20 protein-coding genes and 1 tRNA gene are annotated in these 20,178 nt (G+C 54.1%); 9 read left to right on the forward strand and 12 right to left on the reverse strand.

Translation table 11 applies throughout. The features are described from left to right. Positions 1-1,212, forward strand: a 1,212-nt coding sequence (gene nhaA / locus ABWO67_RS02820) for a Na+/H+ antiporter NhaA (protein ID WP_353147197.1), incomplete at its 5' end; no start/stop codon positions are given. A 112-nt stretch (positions 1,213-1,324) separates the two neighbouring features. Next, a complete protein-coding gene (locus tag ABWO67_RS02825; protein WP_353147200.1) occupies positions 1,325-3,229 on the forward strand; it encodes a potassium transporter Kup in 1,905 nt (634 codons plus the stop codon). Between the two features lie 66 nt (positions 3,230-3,295). Here the strand turns inward: ABWO67_RS02825 and ABWO67_RS02830 are convergent, their stop codons facing one another. The 3 genes from ABWO67_RS02830 to ABWO67_RS02840 all read right to left on the reverse strand — a co-directional run bounded on the left by ABWO67_RS02830 (position 3,296) and on the right by ABWO67_RS02840 (position 4,207). Continuing rightward, entirely contained in the window at positions 3,296-3,595 is a 300-nt protein-coding gene (locus ABWO67_RS02830; RefSeq protein WP_353147203.1) for a hypothetical protein, read from the reverse strand. Positions 3,596-3,695: 100 nt separating this feature from the next. Further along, entirely contained in the window at positions 3,696-3,854 is a 159-nt protein-coding gene (locus tag ABWO67_RS02835; protein WP_353147205.1) for a hypothetical protein, read from the reverse strand. A 137-nt stretch (positions 3,855-3,991) separates the two neighbouring features. Then, entirely contained in the window at positions 3,992-4,207 is a 216-nt protein-coding gene (locus ABWO67_RS02840; protein ID WP_353147208.1) for a hypothetical protein, read from the reverse strand. Positions 4,208-4,745: 538 nt separating this feature from the next. On the opposite strand from ABWO67_RS02840, the gene ABWO67_RS02845 reads away from it, so the two are divergent. From ABWO67_RS02845 to ABWO67_RS02870, 6 genes are all read left to right on the forward strand, one after another. Further along, positions 4,746-5,324, forward strand: a complete 579-nt coding sequence (locus ABWO67_RS02845; protein ID WP_353147211.1) for a TetR/AcrR family transcriptional regulator — start codon at positions 4,746-4,748, stop codon at positions 5,322-5,324. Continuing rightward, complete coding sequence (locus ABWO67_RS02850) at positions 5,321-6,490, forward strand: YbfB/YjiJ family MFS transporter (RefSeq protein WP_353147214.1); 1,170 nt, start codon at positions 5,321-5,323, stop codon at positions 6,488-6,490. Before ABWO67_RS02845 ends, ABWO67_RS02850 begins: the two co-directional genes overlap by 4 nt. Before the next feature lie 44 nt (positions 6,491-6,534). Next, a complete protein-coding gene (locus ABWO67_RS02855) occupies positions 6,535-6,909 on the forward strand; it encodes a glutaredoxin family protein (protein WP_353147217.1) in 375 nt (124 codons plus the stop codon). A gap of 186 nt (positions 6,910-7,095) precedes the next feature. Then, positions 7,096-7,515: a multidrug/biocide efflux PACE transporter gene (locus ABWO67_RS02860; protein WP_353147220.1), complete on the forward strand. Its 420-nt coding sequence runs from the start codon at positions 7,096-7,098 to the stop codon at positions 7,513-7,515. Then, a complete protein-coding gene (gene mntP, locus ABWO67_RS02865) occupies positions 7,512-8,075 on the forward strand; it encodes a manganese efflux pump MntP (protein WP_353147223.1) in 564 nt (187 codons plus the stop codon). The genes ABWO67_RS02860 and mntP overlap by 4 nt, the downstream gene beginning before the upstream one ends. A gap of 172 nt (positions 8,076-8,247) precedes the next feature. Then, the gene (locus ABWO67_RS02870) at positions 8,248-9,630 is read left to right on the forward strand and encodes a methyl-accepting chemotaxis protein (protein WP_353147226.1); all 1,383 of its coding nucleotides are present in this window, start codon (positions 8,248-8,250) and stop codon (positions 9,628-9,630) included. 103 nt (positions 9,631-9,733) lie between these two features. Here ABWO67_RS02870 and ABWO67_RS02875 read toward each other — a convergent pair. The 3 genes from ABWO67_RS02875 to purB form a co-directional block, all read right to left on the reverse strand. Beyond that, positions 9,734-9,809: transfer RNA gene (locus ABWO67_RS02875), tRNA-Lys, on the reverse strand. Positions 9,810-9,940: 131 nt separating this feature from the next. Beyond that, entirely contained in the window at positions 9,941-10,393 is a 453-nt protein-coding gene (locus ABWO67_RS02880; protein ID WP_353147229.1) for a c-type cytochrome, read from the reverse strand. 51 nt (positions 10,394-10,444) lie between these two features. Next, positions 10,445-11,821, reverse strand: a complete 1,377-nt coding sequence (gene purB, locus ABWO67_RS02885) for an adenylosuccinate lyase (RefSeq protein ID WP_353147232.1) — start codon at positions 11,819-11,821, stop codon at positions 10,445-10,447. A gap of 253 nt (positions 11,822-12,074) precedes the next feature. Between purB and ABWO67_RS02890 the strand changes: the two genes are divergently transcribed. Further along, a complete protein-coding gene (locus ABWO67_RS02890; RefSeq protein WP_353147235.1) occupies positions 12,075-12,689 on the forward strand; it encodes a glutathione S-transferase N-terminal domain-containing protein in 615 nt (204 codons plus the stop codon). A 99-nt stretch (positions 12,690-12,788) separates the two neighbouring features. Here ABWO67_RS02890 and ABWO67_RS02895 read toward each other — a convergent pair whose 3' ends face one another. From ABWO67_RS02895 to ABWO67_RS02920, 6 genes are all read right to left on the reverse strand, one after another. Continuing rightward, a complete protein-coding gene (locus ABWO67_RS02895) occupies positions 12,789-13,601 on the reverse strand; it encodes a sulfite exporter TauE/SafE family protein (RefSeq protein ID WP_353147238.1) in 813 nt (270 codons plus the stop codon). A 65-nt stretch (positions 13,602-13,666) separates the two neighbouring features. Then, positions 13,667-14,782 carry a tRNA 2-thiouridine(34) synthase MnmA gene (gene mnmA / locus ABWO67_RS02900; RefSeq protein ID WP_353147241.1) on the reverse strand — a complete coding sequence of 372 codons (1,116 nt, stop codon included), beginning with the start codon at positions 14,780-14,782 and terminating at the stop codon, positions 13,667-13,669. Between the two features lie 26 nt (positions 14,783-14,808). Continuing rightward, positions 14,809-16,059: a glycolate oxidase subunit GlcF gene (gene glcF / locus ABWO67_RS02905; protein WP_353147244.1), complete on the reverse strand. Its 1,251-nt coding sequence runs from the start codon at positions 16,057-16,059 to the stop codon at positions 14,809-14,811. Positions 16,060-16,069: 10 nt separating this feature from the next. Further along, positions 16,070-17,170, reverse strand: coding sequence for a glycolate oxidase subunit GlcE (gene glcE / locus ABWO67_RS02910; protein ID WP_353147247.1), 1,101 nt, complete (start codon positions 17,168-17,170; stop codon positions 16,070-16,072). A gap of 9 nt (positions 17,171-17,179) precedes the next feature. After that, positions 17,180-18,667, reverse strand: coding sequence for an FAD-linked oxidase C-terminal domain-containing protein (locus ABWO67_RS02915; RefSeq protein ID WP_353147250.1), 1,488 nt, complete (start codon positions 18,665-18,667; stop codon positions 17,180-17,182). Positions 18,668-18,713: 46 nt separating this feature from the next. Next, positions 18,714-20,126: an FAD-binding oxidoreductase gene (locus ABWO67_RS02920; RefSeq protein WP_353147254.1), complete on the reverse strand. Its 1,413-nt coding sequence runs from the start codon at positions 20,124-20,126 to the stop codon at positions 18,714-18,716. Positions 20,127-20,178: the final 52 nt, after the last annotated feature.

Consider the following 20,178-nt stretch of genomic DNA (forward strand, 5'->3'; position numbering starts at 1 on the left):
ACATTCAAACAGTTCTTCGATTCGGAAAAAGCAGGCGGAATTTTATTGATAGCTTGCACCGCTATCTCGCTGCTCCTGGCAAATTCTCCGCTGGGGGAAAGCTATCTTCAGATATGGCGTGTGTATGTGGGCGGACTGAGCATCGAGCACTGGGTAAATGATGCCTTGATGGCCATCTTTTTCCTGCTGATTGGACTGGAGCTTAAGCGCGAGTTGTATAACGGCGAGCTATCGAACTTTAAGAACGCGCTGCTTCCTATTGTTGCTGCAGTAGGTGGGATCTGCGTACCGGCACTCATCCATTTCAGCCTGAACGGAGGAACGCCGACCCAAGCAGGAGTTGGCATACCAATGGCGACCGATATTGCATTCGCATTGGGCGTTCTTGCACTTCTCGGAAGCCGTGTACCAGCTTCACTTAAAGTGTTTCTTACCGCCCTGGCAGTAATGGACGATCTGGGCGCCATTATTGTCATCGCGGTTTTCTACACCGCAGAGATGTCCTTCATTTACCTGCTGGCCGCTGCGGCCGTGTTTGCGCTTCTGGCCGGCATGAACCGCTACCTGCGCGTCATGTCCCTCTCGCTCTACCTGTTAGGCGGCGCCGTGATGTGGGTATTGATGCTGAAGTCCGGAGTTCACGCAACGATCGCCGGCGTGCTCCTGGCATTCGCAATTCCTTTCTCTGCCAAGCAGGACGATAAAAAATCACCATCGCATCGGCTAGAGCATTTTCTGCACAAGCCTGTAGCCTTCATGATCCTGCCTATATTCGCCCTTGCAAATACCGGGATCATCATTAATACTGGCTGGACGCAGGAGCTTGCCTCGACGAACAGCCTTGGCATTATGGCCGGCCTGATCATAGGAAAACCGGTCGGAATAACGCTATTGTGTCTGCTTGCCGTTGCTGCCGGAATTTGCAAGCTACCGCTGGACTTACGCTGGCGCCACGTATTTGGAGCGGGGTTACTCGGTGGCATCGGCTTCACCATGTCAATCTTTATAACTAACCTTGCCTTCGTAGAAGAGGCGGAAGTCATTAATGCATCAAAAATGGCAATCCTTTTAGCCTCGTTAATCGCGGGAGTTATTGGCTTCGTCTGGCTGAAAATCTTCGGTAAACCGCTGGCGTCAGACACTGACATGGACACTATGGATTTTGAGGAAAGTGAACCCTCGCCAGTTCTGGGACGGTGCAGTCCGAAGTAGAATAGTTGGTGTCTGAGCGGTTTCGTTCTGCCAGACACCGCAACTCATCCAAAATCGTAATTATTAAATTTTATTATTGCCCAAATAAATAACTGGCTAATGCGACTGTTAAATGAATAGACAGAATAAAGACTTGAACGGTCCAGTAAAATTTGCACAGTCACCGAGCGCGGCTATTCTCTTGGGCGCCTTAGGAGTTGTCTACGGCGACATCGGCACTAGTCCGTTGTATGCGATGAAAGTTTCGCTTTCGGGATTTGCTGTTTTGAATCCCGGACATATTCTCGGTGTGCTCTCGCTCTTGTTCTGGTTGCTCATGGTCGTTGTCTCGCTTAAATACGTCATCTGTATTTTGCAGGCTGACAATCGTGGTGAGGGCGGCATTTTAGCTCTGATGGAACTGGCCATCAGCGGACTGTCCGGACGCAAAAAATGGATCTATACCATCGCTGGTCTTATCGGAGCTTCTTTATTCTATGGCGATAGCGTAATCACACCGGCTATTTCCGTGCTATCCGCCATTGAAGGCATTAGCGTCGTGTCCCATCGTTTTGATGAGTGGATTGTGCCCTTATCGCTCGTCGTGCTGGCCGGGTTGTTTGCGATACAGTCCCGAGGTACCGGCGCCATGGGTAAGCTATTTGGTCCCATCATGTTGCTGTGGTTCCTAACCTTAGGCGTCCTGGGCATTTGGCGCATTGCGGAAACCCCTGAAATCCTTCGCGCACTCAACCCAATTTGGGCCATCTCTTTCATAGGTGATGCACCATGGGAAGTGTTTTTACTATTAGGTGCGATTGTTTTAGCGGTTACCGGCGCAGAAGCGCTGTACGTCGATATGGGTCATTTCGGACGCCCGGCAATACGGCGAGCGTGGTTTGGTCTTGTCATGCCTGGGTTAATTCTTTCTTATTTCGGACAAGGTGCATTGCTTTTAGCCGACCCATCCGCAATTAAAAACCCGTTCTTTCTAATGGCCCCATCATGGGGGCTTGTTCCCTTGGTGGTTTTGGCAACACTTGCCACTATCATCGCATCGCAAGCGGTTATTTCCGGCGCATTTTCGATTACGCGACAAGCCGTTCAACTCGGCTATTGGCCTCGCATGGTGATTCAGCACACCTCAGCCAGTGAAGAAGGACAAATTTACTTGCCACGCGTAAATGGCCTGCTGTTCGTGGCTGTACTAGTGCTGGTCGTGGGATTCGGCTCATCGGATCGCTTGGCCCATGCTTATGGCTTTGCTGTCACCGGCACGATGCTGATGACATCGGTGTTGGCTTTTTTGGTACTGCCTAAAAACTCCAAGGGAGCAACGCGAGCGCTATGGCTAGCACTCCTGAGTACCTTCCTGGTAATCGATGTGCTGTTGTTCTCTTCAAATGCCCTAAAACTATTTGAAGGTGGCTGGCTGCCTTTAGGAATTGGGTTAAGCATACTGGCGCTGATGATTGCATGGAAGCAAGGCCGGGAAAAGTTGCATGAAGCTTTGGCAGATGGCCAACAACCCCTTAAAGAATTCATGACTTCCCTTGAGGCTTATCCGCCGACGCGCGTACCGGGTACTGCCATATTCATGAGCATGATCGTCAACACGGTACCACCGGCCTTATTACATAACTTAAAGCACAACAAGGTTTTACACGAGCAAGCTTTATTTTTGACTGTACAAAGCGCCGGCATTCCTTATGTCCCAACCCAGGAGCGATACCAGTTGGAACGTTTGGGCCCGTCTAGCTGGCAAGCCATAGCAACTTGGGGGTTCAAGCAAGACCCGCATGTGCCACAGCTGCTGGAACAAATGGCCAAAGAGCATCCCGAGCTTAACCTTGAACCATTGCAGCTTTCCTATTTTCTATCGAGGCAAACAGTTCTAGTGGTGCGCAAACTGTCGCTGGTGTCGCGCTGGCGCCGAACATTATTTGCTTTTATGGCCCGCAACTCAAGCACCAGTACACGATTCTTTAAAATTCCGCCTAATCGGGTGGTTGAGATGGGAATGCAACAGGAAATATAGCGGCACCGCAATAATGTCGCATATATATGTATAGATTCCCATCTGAAACGCGTAGCGTCACGAACCTCAATCCAAATCGACGCCAATCCTGATAGCGGGGTCGATAATAATTGCGGGTCCGCCCGAGCGATACACCGGCTCGCGATCATAGTGCCTGTACTTCGGTTCCTTGCATTTGCGCTCTTCTTTATACTCGCCGTCTTTCTTGTATTCGCGCTTTATTTTGCAATTCCCTTCCCAGTACTCCTCCTTAAATTCTCGTCTATCTCGATAGCCGTGACCGCTTTCATCCTTCCAGGAATCTGCGCTAGCGGAAAACGGCAACACCATCATTGCGCCAACGATAATCAGCCTTTGAACTTTCATAATCCTGCCTTTCTGAATGCAACGGATGACGTTTACATAAATCGATCCAGCCGCAGACGAGCGAGCTACGAGCCGCCCAACTTATCCACACCAGCCTGAACTAATCGTCATCATCATCGTCGTCATCGTCCCCGTGGCCCCGATGGTGGCGGCGGCCGCGGTCGTCATCATCGTCGTCTTGCGAATACCAACCATCGCCACCACGACGAGGGTAATACCCATCGTCATACACCACACATCCGGCCAGAACGGAGAGCATCACAGCAGTCAACAGCAGTTTCATCACGAACCTTTATTACTTGTAACGGCGACGATTCTATCGAGACTGCGCCTATCCGGGCCTTGCAAACGGTAACTGAGCATGACGACCTACGGTGTGCTGCGAAATGAGCGGCGTTAACAGCGCCCCTTTTTCGCCTGCCCGGGGGGACAGAAGTTTCCACCGCCATGGCCACGACGATCCCTCTCGTAGTAGTCGCCATGGTAGTAATCGTCGCGGTAGTAGCCGTCATCGTAGCCCCAACCGGTTCCGATAGAGACCGACGCGCCAGGTGTACGGACAGAACAACCAGCTAGCAAAGCCACACCCAGAATCATTACGAAGATTTTCATATTTCAATTTAGAAGTAACAAACGCGCTAATTCTAGGCCGTCATGGAATCTTTCGTATGTGTGGGCGTAACAGAATAGGACACAAGGAAACCTTGATCACCACGCAAGCATAAGCTCCTGCCATCATTGTCAAAGCTTGACAGTCAAAAAACCCGGCTCGGCCTACAATTTCCGGGTATTCAAAGTAATAAGCAAGAACTGATGAGCCCGAGCAAAACCGTTGCGGCTGTTGAACAAAATGAAAAACGAACAAATATAATCTGCGCTTCGTGCCTGCGACTGCCGCTAGGCACTGGCGGAGCAAATCCTCACTTCAACATGCAGCTTCAACCGTCTCAACCAAACATAGAACACGATGATATTGTTGAGCGAGAATACCTGTGCACCAAGTGCAGTACGGTTTGGCTAAGACGCAGGGACAAATGGGGCACTGACTGCGGATTCAGATTAAAGCCCTAGTCGTTACATCACGGCGTCTTGACGCTTGTTCATTCAGAAAATATACTGACTTGTCTATCTACAAGCAGCGTGAATAATCATGAACCGCCCTGCCACCTCGACGCCGTCTGCACGCGAACGCATCCTGTCTTGCGCATCCGCGCTCTTTTATCAAAAGGGCATCAACAACGTCGGCATCAACGAAATCATTGCATGCAGCGATATTGCACGCATGACGCTCTATCATCATTTCAAATCGAAAGACGATATCGTGGGCGCTGTACTGGAACAGCGAATGGCGCAACGGCAAGCCGGCCTGCTGACGGCCATGGGCTCGGCGCGTACAGCACGTACGAAAATCCTGGCGGCCTTTGACTACCTGTCCGACATCATTGACGACAACGAATTCCGCGGCTGCGCTTTCATTAACGCCGCAGTCGAACTGGCCAACCCTGAGCACCCGGGCGCAGCATTGGCGGCAGCGCATAAACAGTGGATGACGCTGCAATTCGAACAAATAGCACGCAACGCACAATGGCGTGACCCTGCCCTGTTCGGCCTGCAATGCCAGCTGTTGTGGGATGGTGCTACCGCTGCAGCCCAGGTTGCCTGTGCCAGCAAGCCAGCTCGCGCCGCACGACTCGCGGCTGCGACACTGATCGCGGCAGCGCAATCATGAGGCCCGGCCTCGTCCCCTGGGCTTTGTCTGGCGGTGCTGCCGTTTCGGTAGGCTTCGCACGGTTTGGCTATGCTCTGATCCTGCCCGCGATGCAAACCGATCTGCATTTGAATTATGCAGAGGCAGGTTGGCTGAATACGGCAAACTCGCTGGGTTATTTACTAGGCGCCTTGTTGACCATTTACTTTGTATCAAAGCTAGGTAATCGGACACTTTTCACGGGCGGTGTCATTCTGACCACCCTGTCATTGCTGGCTAACGGCATGACGCATGACTTTCAATTTCTGACGCTGTTTCGTTTCCTGGCAGGCTTTGGGGCCGCAGGCACCTTCATTTGCGGCGGTGTGCTCTCGGGTGTGCTGGGCACACGGGCCATTGTGATTTTCTTTAGCGGCGGCGGTATCGGCATGCTGCTTACCGGCGCGGTGCTTCCCTGGATGTTCAGCCATGCCGGTGCGCCCGCGTGGCCTTTGGCCTGGCTGGCGATCGGCGCCATTTGCATACCTTTGTCCATGGCTGCCGCCATGGCCGCCAGAACGATCACCGAGCCAAGCACTCCTGGCCGGACGGCAAGCTGGCCGTGGCGACATTGCGCACCAGAACTCATCGCCTATTTCTTTTTCGGTCTGGGTTATATCGCCTACATGACTTTCATGATCGCCTGGGTAAAACATCACACTGTCGACCCGACGCGCGTTGCCAGCACGACCTCTGTCATGTGGGTCATCCTTGGCGCCATGACACTTGTTGCGCCCGTATTGTGGCAGCGCCTGTTCAATGGCCGCCGCAACGGCAAACCGATGGGAGCCGCGCTATTGGTGCTGGCCCTGGGCGCCGCATTACCCTTGACCATGCCAAACCAGGGTGGCATCTGGCTTTCAGCTTTGCTCGTCGGAGGCAGCGTATTCATGGTGCCGTCGGCAGTCACCGGCTTTATTAAATCCAACCTGCCTGTTCCCGCCTGGGGCAACGCCATGGCTGTGGCAACCAGTCTGTTTGCTATCGGCCAAACGATTGGCCCAGTCGCTTGTGGCTGGATTAGCGATCAGACCGGTTCGCTATCAATCGGCTTAGCGGCGTCGGCTGCCGTGTTGCTTCTGGCGGCGCTCCTTGCCTTATATCAGAAACCACTGGAACTTATCCCCACATTGGCCAAGGCTGAATGAAGTAAACTGCGCAACATTCATTTTGCCTTTCGAGATTGTGCCCCATGTTGATAAAAGCCCTGCGTATTGGCCTCGGTCAATTAATCGTAATTGGTGACGCCGTCAGCCGTCCCCGCCCACAACGCCGTTCGGCGCAAGGCCAGGCAACTGTTGCTAAAGAAGCCGCCAACTTATCGCTTTATCAGTTCCATGCCTGCCCATTTTGTGTCAAAACTCGACGTGCGATCCATCGACTGAATGTTCCGATAACGCTGCATGATGCCAAGAACGACCCCGCTGAACGCGACCGCCTGCTGGCGGGCGGCGGCAAAGTCAAAGTGCCTTGCCTGCATATTCAGGACGGCGACCAGTCCCGTTGGCTATACGAATCAAACGACATCATTGCTTATCTGGAACAACGCTTCGCGGCAGTCGCCTGATTTGTTTTCCTGCTAAACCCGAAGCAAACGTCGATAGCATAGAAATGGTTGGCTTTACGCCACCATTTTTTCTCTTTTATTGCCCTGAACAAGGGTTTCCCCTAATATAACAACTGATTCTTGGGCGTGGACGACCTCGCTTTACTCTCTCGACCGTGGTGACGACACCACCATTGGAAAGATGCAATGCAAGTGTACGAACGCAGTCTCACAGAAAGAACATTCCACGCCCTCTTGTTTGAAATCCTAGCCATAGGCATTTCCGCTCCATTGGCCGCATGGATCACAGGGCAATCAATACTAAGCATGGGCGTACTCACTGCGGTTATCGCCACGATGGCCGTGCTGTGGAATATGACCTACAACTGGCTTTTCGATAAGCTGCAAGCCCGCTATGGCTTTGATCGCACATTGTGGATACGGGTGGCGCATGCTTGTGGCTTTGAGCTTGGCCTGATCTTTGCCGCCATTCCGTTCGTTGCGTGGTGGCTGGATACAACGCTGTGGCACGCCCTGGTACTGGATATCGGCCTTGTACTGTTTTACTTGCCCTATGCGTTCTTCTTCAATTTAGGCTACGACAAGCTCAGGCAAAGGCTGGTATGAACTTTGCATCAACGATGATTCTTGCGTTGGCCATGTCTACCGACGCGTTCGCCGCTGCCGTAAGCAAAGGCATTGCGCTTCGCAAGCCCCACATATCGGAAGCGCTACGAACCGGGCTGATCTTCGGCGTGATCGAAGCCATTACACCGTTGATAGGCTGGGCGCTCGGCTCTATCGCTGCTGGATTCGTGGCTGACTGGGATCACTGGATTGCGTTCTGTTTGCTCTTGATTCTGGGCATTCTGATGATACGAAACGGGCTGAAAAATGAACAAGCCGAAACAGCTCCTGTAGCTCGCCACTCGTTCTGGTTATTAGCGGCGACCGGCTTTGCCACCAGCATTGATGCGATGGCCGTCGGTGTAAGCCTCGCATTCATCGATAACAACATTTTGATAACCGCAGCAGCTATCGGACTGGCCACACTGGTAATGGTGACGCTCGGCGTTATGGTCGGCAGAGTGATTGGAACCGTGGCCGGAAAGTGGGCCGAAATACTCGGCGGAGTGGCCCTGATAGGTATCGGATCAGCCATTCTTTATGAGCATACCGTCATGTAGCAAGCGCGTGGGACGTGCGGATTCAGTATGATGGGGAGTTCGGTGCAATCTAGGGAAATCCCTTGGTGACTGATTAATAGACTGCTGATTAGATGTTGCACATCCAATGTTACATACCCAACCTATAGTGAGACCCGCCATGACAATTGACGACCCGAAAGTAAAGTTGTCAATGAAAGCAGATCGTGTGTTTCTGCCGATATTATGGCTGCTGTTACTGCTCTCATTTGTACTGTCAACGCAGCACTCCACCGTATCACTCTCACTGATGATTGGCCTGCCACTGGCGATTGTCCCGAGCCTTTTTATTTTCCTGAAGCCTGGTTCTTTTATCACCCGCGTCGCCGTTGCGATAGCTCTCATGCTATTCAGCGCATTACATATACACCAGGCCATGGGAATGGCCGAATTCCACTTCGGGATATTCGTTCTGCTTGCGTTTCTGCTCTGCTATCAAGATTGGCGAGTGATTGTCATCGCTGCTGCCGTAGCAGCGATACACCATCTAAGTTTTAACTATCTACAACAACTGGGCTACAACACAATCTGCTTTACTGAGCCTGGCATCAACATCGTGCTGATCCACGCAGCGTATGTCGTTGCCGAGGCTGGCGTACTCTCGTATCTGGCGCGTGTTTTATATAACGAACATACAAAATCAGAAACCAGCAAAAAGAAGCTGCAAAGCATGCTCGCAACCGCCCAAAAAATCTCAAATCAGGTCCAGATAGACACCGATGCCCTAACCAGCACTTCCCGCGATATCGCCCAGGCAAGCGCCGAACTGGCAACCCAAATAACGGGGCAAGCCCAGGGATTAAGATTGGCGTCCGCGTCGGTGGGTACCTTTAGCTCAACAGCGCACGATACGGCCAACGCGTTAGTTCGGGCTGATCAGCTTATTACCACCGCATCGTCACTGGCGGCTTGCGGCGGCGACTCCGTTAAAAATGTCGTAGCGTCCATGGCTACCATAGACGCCTGCTCCAGTAAAATTGTCGATATAGTGAGTTTGATTGACGGCTTTACTTTCCAGATGAACATTCTGGCCCTTAACGCGTCAGTCGAAGCCGCTAATGCCGGAATGCATGGGAAAGGGTTCGCGGTAGTGGCGACAGAAGTCCGGGCGCTTGCCCAGCGCAGTGCGGCTGCCGCCAACGACATCAGGCAGCTCGTCGAAACAACCGTAAACGAAGTCAAAACGGGCGGGCAATTAGTAGAAAAAGCGGGCAATGACATGGACTCCATCGTACGCGCCGTCAAACAAGTAGCCGACCTTACCCTGAGCATTACCCAGGCTGGGCAGACACAAAGCGAAGAGATTTCTTCGATTAGCGGAGAAATCGCGCAGCTAGACCAGATGACTCATAAAAACATGGCGCTCACTCAACGGATGACGCAGGCTGCAAACGACCTATACAGCAGTGCCCTTCATGTTTCTGGTACGGTCGCGCTCCTTCATCAAAGCGCTGAAAAAACAATCGCGGCGCCAGCTACGCCAGCGCAGGAAGCATCGCACCGGGAGCCGGCAGCGCCCGCCCCTGCTTTGCTATAAGCAAAACCACGATTACTGTCCAACTTTTTTGCTCGCAGCAGGAGCCAGAAAAGATTAAGGCCGCTTGAGGCGGCCTTAATTATGCTGATTTACAGGGTGATTATGGTGGGTTGTGACAGGCTCGAACTGTCGACCGACGGATTAAGAGTCCGCTGCTCTACCAACTGAGCTAACAACCCATATCCTGCAAAGAAAAAGATTCTACCTCGAAAAAACCCGCTGCGCCAAGAAAACCCCGAAATTTTCGGAAAAAATTGCCGGTACGTTACAAAAAACGCAGGGCCAGTGGCGCCCATGCGTCAATTGGGGCTTATTTTTTCTTACGATAAGAATCATGACAGGATTTGCAGCTTTTGCCGACTTCGCCAAATGCAACCCTGAAGGCGTCGAAGTCGCCGGCGTCGGCCGCAACGGTAAGCTTTCCAAGGCCCGTCTTGAACTTGTCTTGCGCTTGCTTGAAGCCTTCAGGATCACGCCAGATATCGGCCTTGGCCTCGCCGCCTTCAGTGCCTGCACCGTAAGCAACCCAAGGCAATGCAGCCAATGTATTCAACACGGCAACATTAGCTTTGATTTGCTCTTTATCATAGGGCGCTTCTTTCTTCGCTACAGGCCCCATACGGCCGAAGTGCGAACCCATCAGCGTCATGGCTGCTTCCCGATATTTGATGGCGTCTTCAGCCTTAGCAAATTGGGCCATGGAAGGCGTTGACGCCAGGGCAATCAAACCAGCAACAGCAAACAAACCAAGTTTCTTTTTCATTAAAACAGCTCCTGATTCAAGACGATATAAGCAAAAACGCAGAAGGAGAACCTAAATTTTTCTGGCCAAATCCGCTGCCAGCCCGATGTAGCTACGCGGCGTCATGGCAAGCAGACGGGCCTTGGCTTCGGCGGGCAAATCCAACCCGGTAATGAATTCAGTAAGGCCAACCTGATTAATGCCTTTGCCGCGGGTCAGCGCTTTTAGCTGTTCGTAGGGTTGCGGCAAGCCGTAGCGGCGCATGACAGTTTGGACGGGCTCGGCCAAGACTTCCCAGCAATTATCGATATCGTGGTCGATGGCGGCTGCGTTGAGCTCCAGCTTGTGCAGGCCGCGCAGACAAGCATCGTAAGCCACGGCGCAATAGCCGAAGGCCACGCCAAGATTGCGCAGCACCGTGGAATCGGTCAGGTCGCGCTGCCAGCGCGATACAGGCAGTTTTTCGGACAAGTGGCGCAACACAGCGTTGGCCAGCCCGATGTTGCCTTCGGAATTTTCAAAGTCGATGGGGTTGACTTTATGTGGCATCGTAGACGAACCGACCTCGCCTTCTTTCAGCCGCTGCTTAAAATAGCCCAGGGCGACATAACCCCAGATATCGCGGTCAAGATCCAGAATAATGGTATTTGCACGGCCGACGGCATCGAACAGGGCCGCCATCCAGTCGTGCGGCTCTATCTGTATGGAGTATGGATTTTGCGTCAGGCCCAGGCTTGCCAACACCCGTTCGCTGAATGCGGGCCAGTCGATCTCGGGATAGGCGGACATGTGGGCGTTGTAGTTGCCAGTAGCGCCATTCAACTTGGCCAGAGGCTCGACGGCTTCGATAGCAGCGATAGCGCGATCCAGACGGGCGGCAACGTTGGCAAATTCCTTGCCTAGCGTGGTGGGGCTGGCAGGCTGACCATGGGTGCGCGACAGCATGGGCTGATCGGCAAACTGGCGAGCCATGGTTTTCAGGTGCTGGCACAGTTCGTTCAATTTAGGCAAAATGAACTGCGACCGGGCTCGCGTCAACATCAAGGCGTGCGACGTGTTGTTAATATCTTCCGACGTGCAGGCAAAGTGAATGAACTCGGCCGCGGCAGAGAGTTCGGCATTATCGGCCACACGCTCTTTCAGCCAGTATTCGACGGCTTTGACATCGTGATTGGTGACTTTCTCGATTTCCTTGATGCGTGCAGCATCGGATTCCGAAAATTCATCCACCAACTGTTTCAAGGCAGCTTTGGCATCGGCGGAAAATGCCTGCAGTTCCGGTAGGCCGGCTTCGGATAGACCCAGTAGCCAAGCCACTTCCACTTCGACCCGATGCGCCATGAATGCGGCTTCAGACAAAGTTTCTCGCAGGACTTGCCCTTTCGCGGCGTAGCGGCCGTCCAGGGGGGACAAGGCGTTCAAATGGCTAAGTTGTGGAGCAATTAACATGGCAGTTCACGTAAAGGAAAATTAGCCTGGATTCTAACATCCGCGCCGCCGCAACAAGAAACGCCCCGCCGATCTTCCCCACCGCGGCGGAGCCGCTGATATCGAATTCGTCAAGCCCACTCAAGCCCGATTCCACATATAAACGACACATTCCTGGTTGCCAGGCCAAGAGCTGCCATTTGTCCAGGGTTACTGGGTAATAAGCGACGGTATCCTGCTATACTTTTTTTGCCTGTAACTCATAACCTTTGCCATGAAACTAATTGGTTCGCTAACTAGCCCTTACGTGCGCAAAGTGCGCGTCGTTATGGCTGAGAAAAAACTCGATTACGAATTCGTTCTCGAAAATGTGTGGGCCGAAGACACCCAAATACAAGCCCATAACCCCTTGGGTAAAGTGCCCTGTCTCATTATGGATGACAGCGGCAGCCTGTTCGACTCCCGCGTCATTGTCGAATACCTGGATACCCTGTCCCCTGTAGGCAGACTAATTCCGCAGCAAAGCCGCGACCGTGCAGCTACCAAATGCTGGGAAGCCATTGCCGATGGCGTACTCGATGCTGCTGTTGCCATCAATATCGAAATCAATCGCCGGCCCGCCGAACTGCGTAGTGAACCCTGGATAGAACGCCAATACGCCAAGATCTCGGCCGCGCTCGACTCCATGAACAAAAGCCTGGACGAGCAGCCGTTTTGCATGGGCGTGAATTTCAGCCTGGCCGATGTCGCAGTAGGCTGTGCACTGGGTTATCTTGACTTGCGCTGCGACCACTTGAACTGGCGCTCGCACTATGCCAACCTTCAACGCCTGGACGAAAAGCTGCAAAGCCGTCCATCGTTCAGCGCCACGCTGCCTCCCAAAGGGTAAGACCTCGGGCCCATTGGCGCCACGCAAAGAAAAGCACCATCAACAGACGGTGCTTTTTTTATGCCCGCCGGGGACTGGCCCCCAGCAATACTGCCACAATCAAAACGCTTTATAAGCCTCAAACAACATATATCCGGCCAGCGCGAAAAGCAGGCAGGCAAACACACGCTTCAAGGTACGCACCGGCAAACGATGGGCGCAACGTGCACCATAAGGGGCTGTAAGCACACTCATGGCCGAAAGCACCACCAGTGCGGGCCAATAGACATAGCCCAACATGCCTTCCTGGCCAGCGACTTCGTGAAAGCCTGAATAGATATAGCCTGCACTATTGGCTATGGCAATAAAAAAGCCCAAGGCCGCGGAAGTTGCCACGGCGTTATGCACGGCGACATTACTGCGTGTCATAAAAGGAACTGATAAGAAACCTCCCCCGGCGCCTACCAAGCCGGAGGCGAAGCCGATACCCACCCCAACGCCACCGGTCACCACTTTTCCGGGCATGCTGCGATTGGCGACAGGCGGCTTGCCACTAAGCATCTTCATGCCGGAGTAAGCCACAAATATTCCGAATATTAACGATAGCCAGGCGCCGCTCAGATAAGAGAAAACCGCGCCTCCAGAAACCAGGCCGCCGATTATCATTCCAGGGGCCATAACAGAAACAATGTCCCATCGGATAGCGCCTTTGGCGTGATGGGCCCGCATGCTGGAAATAGAAGTGAAAATAATAGTCGTCATGGACGTGGCAATAGCCGCGTGCACCACAAGTTGCTCGGGTACGCCATATAAGGCAAGCAGTATGGTCAGGAATGGCACCAGTATCATTCCGCCCCCTATGCCCAACAAACCAGCCGCAAAGCCTACTGCAACGCCCAGGCATGCCAGGCTGACAATAAAAACCGGATCCATAACAACCTTGAAAAATAAGAGGTGAAAGACAACAACACGCAGAGGCTGGCGAGTAACGCCGACCTTTATAAAATAATGCCGCCGCCCAGGCAGACGTCACCTGAATACAACACGGCCGACTGCCCGGGCGTCACCGCCCATTGTTCCTGCTCGAATGATAAGGTAAAGCTTTGCGCGCCAGCATCCTTCAGGGAGCATGCCGCGTCAGTCTGCCGATAACGGGTTTTAGCCGCGTAGCTGCCTGGCTCGGGCGCGGATCCCGAAACCCAGCTGGCATCCTGCGTTTGCAGCTCCCTCGCCAATAGCCAAGGGTGATCATGGCCTTGGACGACATACAGGGTGTTGTGCTCAAGGTCTTTGCGGGCGGTGTACCAGGCGTCGGCAGTGCCGTCGTCACGCTGCTTGCCTTTGATGCCGCCTATGCCCAGCCCTTTACGCTGACCCAGTGTATAAAACGACAATCCTTCGTGCTTGCCTACCACGACACCTTCCGGCGTCTTGATCGGCCCCGGTTTGGTAGGTAAGTAACGATTCAGGAATTCACGAAAGGGGCGTTCGCCAATAAAGCAAATACCAGTGGAGTCTTTTTTGGCGGCATTGGGTAGTTGCAACGCCTGCGCCATGCGCCGCACCTCGGTCTTGGGTATTTCACCCAATGGGAAAAGCGTCTTTGCCAGTTGCTGTTGATTCAGGCGATGCAAAAAATAGCTTTGATCCTTCGTGTGATCCACGGCCTTGAGCAATTGATGCTGTTCGCCACTCTCGGTTTGCACCGTGCGCACGCGTGCATAATGGCCCGTCGCAATATGATCGGCGCCCAAGGACATGGCGTGATCAAGAAACGCCTTGAATTTGATCTCGGCATTGCACAGGACGTCGGGGTTCGGCGTGCGGCCGGCGGAATACTCACGCAAAAAATCGGCGAACACGCGGTCTTTATATTCGGCGGCGAAGTTGACGGCCTCGATGTCGATTCCGATAAGGTCGGCCACACTTGCCGCGTCTAGCCAGTCTTGACGAGTCGAGCAATATTCGGAATCGTCATCGTCTTCCCAGTTTTTCATGAACAGGCCCACGACCTCGTAGCCTTGTTCCTTCAGCAGCCAGGCAGTCACCGACGAATCGACGCCTCCCGACATGCCCACCACGACGCGCCCTTTTGATGCAGATATTTTAACCATGCAGGTATTTTAGACGGTTCTGCCTTTTACGAAAGCGAATCGCCCTCGCCCGCCCCTAACGCCTGATCTACGACTTCGATCCAGTGCCGCACCGGTGTTGCCGTACCACTTTGCAGATGAGTAATGCAGCCTATATTGGAGGAGACAATGCAGTCCGGCTTGGCAGCCTGGATCGCATCCAGCTTGCGGTCACGCAACGACTTGGAGAGTTCGGGCTGCGTCACGGAATACGTTCCTGCCGAACCGCAGCACAAGTGCGACTCGACGAATGGGTTCAGTGTAAACCCCAGATCAACCAGCATGCGTTCGCTGACCCCACGCAGGCCTTGCCAGTGCTGCAAGGTGCAAGGCGGATGGAAAGCCACCGGCGCGGGCGCTGTTTTCATCATGGCCTTAAGTTCAAGCGCGTGTGGCGCCACGATTTCAGCCACGTCGCGCACTTTGTCTACCAAACGCAAGGCCTTGGCCACGTAATCGGAGTCGTAGCGCAAATGATGGGCGTACTCTTTAACCATGGCGCCACAACCCGAGGCATTCATGATAATCGCCTCGACCTGGCCGCTATCGATAAGCGGCAACCAGGCATCGATATTGACACGCATTTGTTCAAGTGCGGCTTCCTGGGCATCCAGGTGAAAGTTGATAGCCCCGCAACAACCGGCCCCCGGAACGACTTGCGTACCGATACCCAAGGCATCCAGCACGCGTATGGTTGCCGCATCGATGGTCGGCATCATGGCCGGCTGTACGCAACCCGCCAGCATCAATACTTGTCGCGGATGCCTGCCGCCATTGGTGGGCAATGCGCCGACGGCGCGCGCTTGGGGGATCTTGTTCTTCAAGGCCTGCGGCAAAACCGGGCGCATCAGCCGGCCCAGTTTCATTGCGGGACCGAACAAAGACGAATTCAATGTGTGACGCAATAGCGTCCGCGTAAGCCGCTGCGACAATGGGCGCTGAACTTTCTGATCGACCAGATTGCGGCCAATATCAACCAGGGCGCCATATTCCACCCCCGACGGACACGTGGTCTCGCAGTTACGGCAGGTAAGGCAGCGATCCAGATGCTTCTGCGTGGCCTGGGTAGGCTCGACGCCTTCGAGCACCTGCTTCATCAGGTAGATACGCCCACGCGGGCTATCGCGCTCATCGCCCAGGATTTGATAGGTGGGACAAGTGGCCAGACAAAAGCCGCAATGCACGCAGCGACGCAAGATTTCGTCAGCGTCCTGACCCTGGTCAGTATCACGCACCCACGATGCCAGATTTGTTTGCATGATGAAGATCTCAGAAGTCAGGAAACAGACGTTTAGGATTGAAAATACCGGCAGGATCGATTTCCTGCTTCAGACGCAGGCTGATGTTCTTGATGGCGGGCGGCAAAGGCTGGAACACCGGCAAGCCAGCCAGCTTGGAGTCATGACGATAGAGCGTGGCATGGCCACCGCGCTGGATCACGCTTGCCCGCAGTTCGGGCCCTGACTCTACCGCCGAAAGCCACCGCAAGCCGCCATTCCATTCGATCAAGGTCGGCCCGGCACCCAGCACCGGGGTTTGCGGCGGCACTGCCACGCGCCACAAAGGCCGCGCCTCGAAAAAGGGGTGTGTCTGGTCACGCAGACTATCCCAAAATGCCTGCGCCTGGGCTGAACCCAGTTCCTGGCCTCCGAGTTTTCTTATGGCATTCAGCACAGCGGGTTCGCTACCTGACAAGCGCAGATGCAATAAGCCGTGCGCCTCGCCCTCCCCTGCACTCCATGCCGTCGCCGAAATCGGCAAAGGCTGGCCCCGCCATTTCGTAAAAAGGCTCAAGGCCGTCGCTTCGTCGACCTCGATGACCAAGGTTTTTTCCTGGAAAGGTTTAGGCGCGACCTTGATCGATACTTCAATCAACGCACCAAAAATTCCCAACGAACCTGCCAGCAAACGCGACACGTCATAGCCCGCCACATTCTTCATGACCTCGCCGCCAAACGACAGCACACTGCCGGAAGAGTCCAGCAACTTGGTACCCAGAACGAAATCGCGGACGCTGCCTGCCGCCATGCGGCGCGGCCCCGAAAGCCCGCTTGCAATGCAACCGCCTACGGTCGATGCAGGACCAAACCGCGGCGGCTCGAAAGCCAGCATCTGGTTTTGTTCATCAAGCGCTTTTTCAATATCGCTAAGCAAAGTGCCTGCACGGGCTGTAATGACCAATTCAGAAGGCTGGTAATTAATGATGCCCTGATAACCCGCCAGATTCAGCATGGCCATGTCGGAAATATGGTCGCGATTGCCAGGTTCGCCATAAAAGCTTTTGGTGCCGCCACCCTGTATACAAACAGGGCGCTCTGCGGCACGGGCTGTCATCACTTGCTGACAAAGTTCAGATAATTCGAAGTCCATTGCCGGCTCTTAAAAACGAGGTAAATCGGGAAAGCGGATTTCACCGTTATGCACATGCATTTTGCCGTATTCGGCACAACGCGCCAGAGTAGGTATGACCTTTTCCGGGTTTAGCAGCCCGTAAGGGTCGAATCCCCTTTTCAATGCCCCGAAAAACTCCAGTTCTTCACGCGTAAACTGGATGCACATTTGGTTGATTTTCTCGACGCCAATGCCATGTTCGCCGGTGACCGTTCCGCCGACCTGAACGCACAGCTCAAGTATGGCTGCGCCAAATTTCTCGGCACGCTCCACCTCGTTGGGCTGATTGGAGTCAAACATGATCAACGGGTGCAAGTTGCCGTCGCCAGCGTGAAACACGTTAGCGCAACGCAAGCCGTACTCGTCTTCCATTTGCTCGATAGCGCCAAGAACCCGCCCCAGGTGGCGACGCGGAATCGTACCGTCCATGCAGTAATAATCCGGCGAAATGCGGCCCGCTGCGGGAAAGGCGTTTTTACGGCCAGCCCAGAATAGCAAGCGTTCGGCTTCCGAATGAGACACTTGCAGGCGCGTCGCGCCGGCAAGCCTGAATACCTCTTCCATGCGGGCGATTTCGTCGGCCACCTCTTCGAGCGTGCCGTCGGATTCACATAGCAGGATAGCATCGGCGTCCAGGTCGTAGCCGGCCTTGACGAACGGTTCGACCATGTGAACGGCCCGTTTGTCCATCATCTCGAGTCCTGCGGGAATAATGCCGCCGGCAATGATGTTGGTCACCGCCAGGCTGGCTGCCTCGACGCTGGCAAAGCTTGCCATCACGACTTGGGCGCATGCCGGCTTGGGAATCAGTCTGACGGTGACCTCGGTCACCACACCCAACATGCCTTCCGAACCGATGAAGGCGGCCAGCAAGTCCAGCCCAGGGCTATCAGGGGCCTCGGAACCGAGCTCTACAATTTCCCCGTCTATTGTTACGACACGCACGCGCAATACGTTGTGGATGGTCAAGCCATACTTGAGACAATGCACGCCGCCGGAGTTCTCGGCAATATTGCCACCAATAGAACAGGCAATTTGACTGGACGGGTCGGGCGCGTAATACAAGCCGTAAGGCGCTGCAGCTTCGGAAATCGCCAGGTTTCGCACGCCGGGCTCAACAATGGCTGTCGCCGATTCCAGGTCGATTTTCCGTATGCGATTCAGTTTGGCAAGCCCCAGCAGAATACCCTGCGCATGCGGCATGGCCCCGCCCGACAACCCCGTACCGGCACCACGAGCCACGATAGGAACGTTGAAGGCTTTACAGGCCTGCAGCACAGCAACGACCTGGGCTTCGTTTTCGGGCAGTATCACGACCGGAGGCAAGCAGCGATACAACGACAGGCCATCACATTCGTAAGGCCGAGTATCTTCAATACTGGACAAAATACAGTGCTCCGGCAGACTAGGCTTGAGCCTGGCCAGCAACCCTGCAAAATCCGGCGCCGGCGCCGGACTTGTTGTGGAATCGTTCATTGTCTCTCTTATATTAATTATTATGCCGCTGGGCGGCATCCGGCTTTTACGATGCGGGAAGAATCTTGCCTGGGTTCAAAATATTATGCGGGTCAAAAGCTTTTTTCAAGCTGGCCATTAAATCCAGCGCATCGCGGCCATGCTCGGCAAGCATGAATTCCATCTTGTGCAAGCCCACGCCATGTTCCCCAGTGCACGTGCCTTCCATTTGAATAGCCCGTTCAACCAGCCTCTGGTTCAAGCGCTCGGACTCTTCCCACTCCTGTGGATTATCGGCGTCCAGCAACATCAGGACATGGAAATTTCCGTCGCCGACGTGACCAACAATCGTATAGGGGAAACTGGCCTGATCAAGCTCGGCCGCAGTGTCTGAGACGCATTCGGCCAACCGGGAAATCGGCACGCAGACGTCAGTGGTGCTGGCGCGGCAGCCGGGCCGCAACTGCAAACCGGCAAAATAGGCGTTATGGCGCGCCGTCCATAGCCGGCTGCGGTCTTCGGGCTGTTCCGCCCATTCGAAGTCCATGCCGCCGTTATCGCGTGTAATGCCTTGTACGATTTCCGCCTGCTCCTTGACACCGGCTGGGCTGCCATGGAATTCAAACAGCAATAAGGGCGATTCTTTCAAGCTAAGTTTGCTATAGGCATTTGTTGCCTTTACAGCCCAGGCATCCATGAACTCCACACGGGCCACTGGAACACCCATCTGGATGATTTCGATCACGCTTTGCACAGCGGCTTGCAAGGTATCGAAATTGCAAATCGCCGCCGAGATGGCTTCCGGCTGAGGATACAAGCGAATGGTGACCTCGGTAATGATACCCAAGGTGCCTTCGCTGCCAACGAAAATCCGGGTCAGGTCGTAACCTGCCGATGATTTCCGCGCGCGATTCGCCGTTTCAATAATGCGGCCATCGGCAGTGACCACTTTCAGGGACATCACGTTTTCACGCATGGTTCCATAGCGCACGGCATTGGTGCCCGACGCGCGGGTAGCCGCCATGCCGCCCAGACTGGCGTCGGCACCCGGATCAATTGGGAAAAACAAGCCGGTATTGCGGATTTCGTCGTTAAGCTGTTTTCGTGTCACCCCGGCCTGCACCGTAGCGGTGAAGTCTTCCGCATGAACGGACACCATTTTATTCATGCCCGACAGATCAAGACTTATGCCGCCATGGATTGCCAGCAAATGGCCTTCCAGTGAAGACCCGACACCATACGGTATCAGGGGAACGCTATGCTCGTGGCAATGCCGCGCCACCCAGGACACCTCTTCTGTGCTCAAGGCGAATACGACGCCATCGGGCAACATCGGCGGATAGGGAGACTCGTCGCGGCCGTGATGTTCACAGACCGCGTGGGCGGTCGAGAAGCGATCGCCAAAGCGGGCGCTGAGCGCATCGAGAAAACCAGCCGGAATAGCACGGCGCAGACTCTGCGCATGAGCTGGGGCATTCATACAGTAACTCCTTAACCTTGTCGGCATATCGACCGACCTAATACTACGACTT

The sequence above is a fragment of the Pollutimonas bauzanensis genome, from assembly GCF_040393045.1.
In the GTDB taxonomy this organism is placed as follows: domain Bacteria; phylum Pseudomonadota; class Gammaproteobacteria; order Burkholderiales; family Burkholderiaceae_B; genus Pollutimonas; species Pollutimonas bauzanensis_A.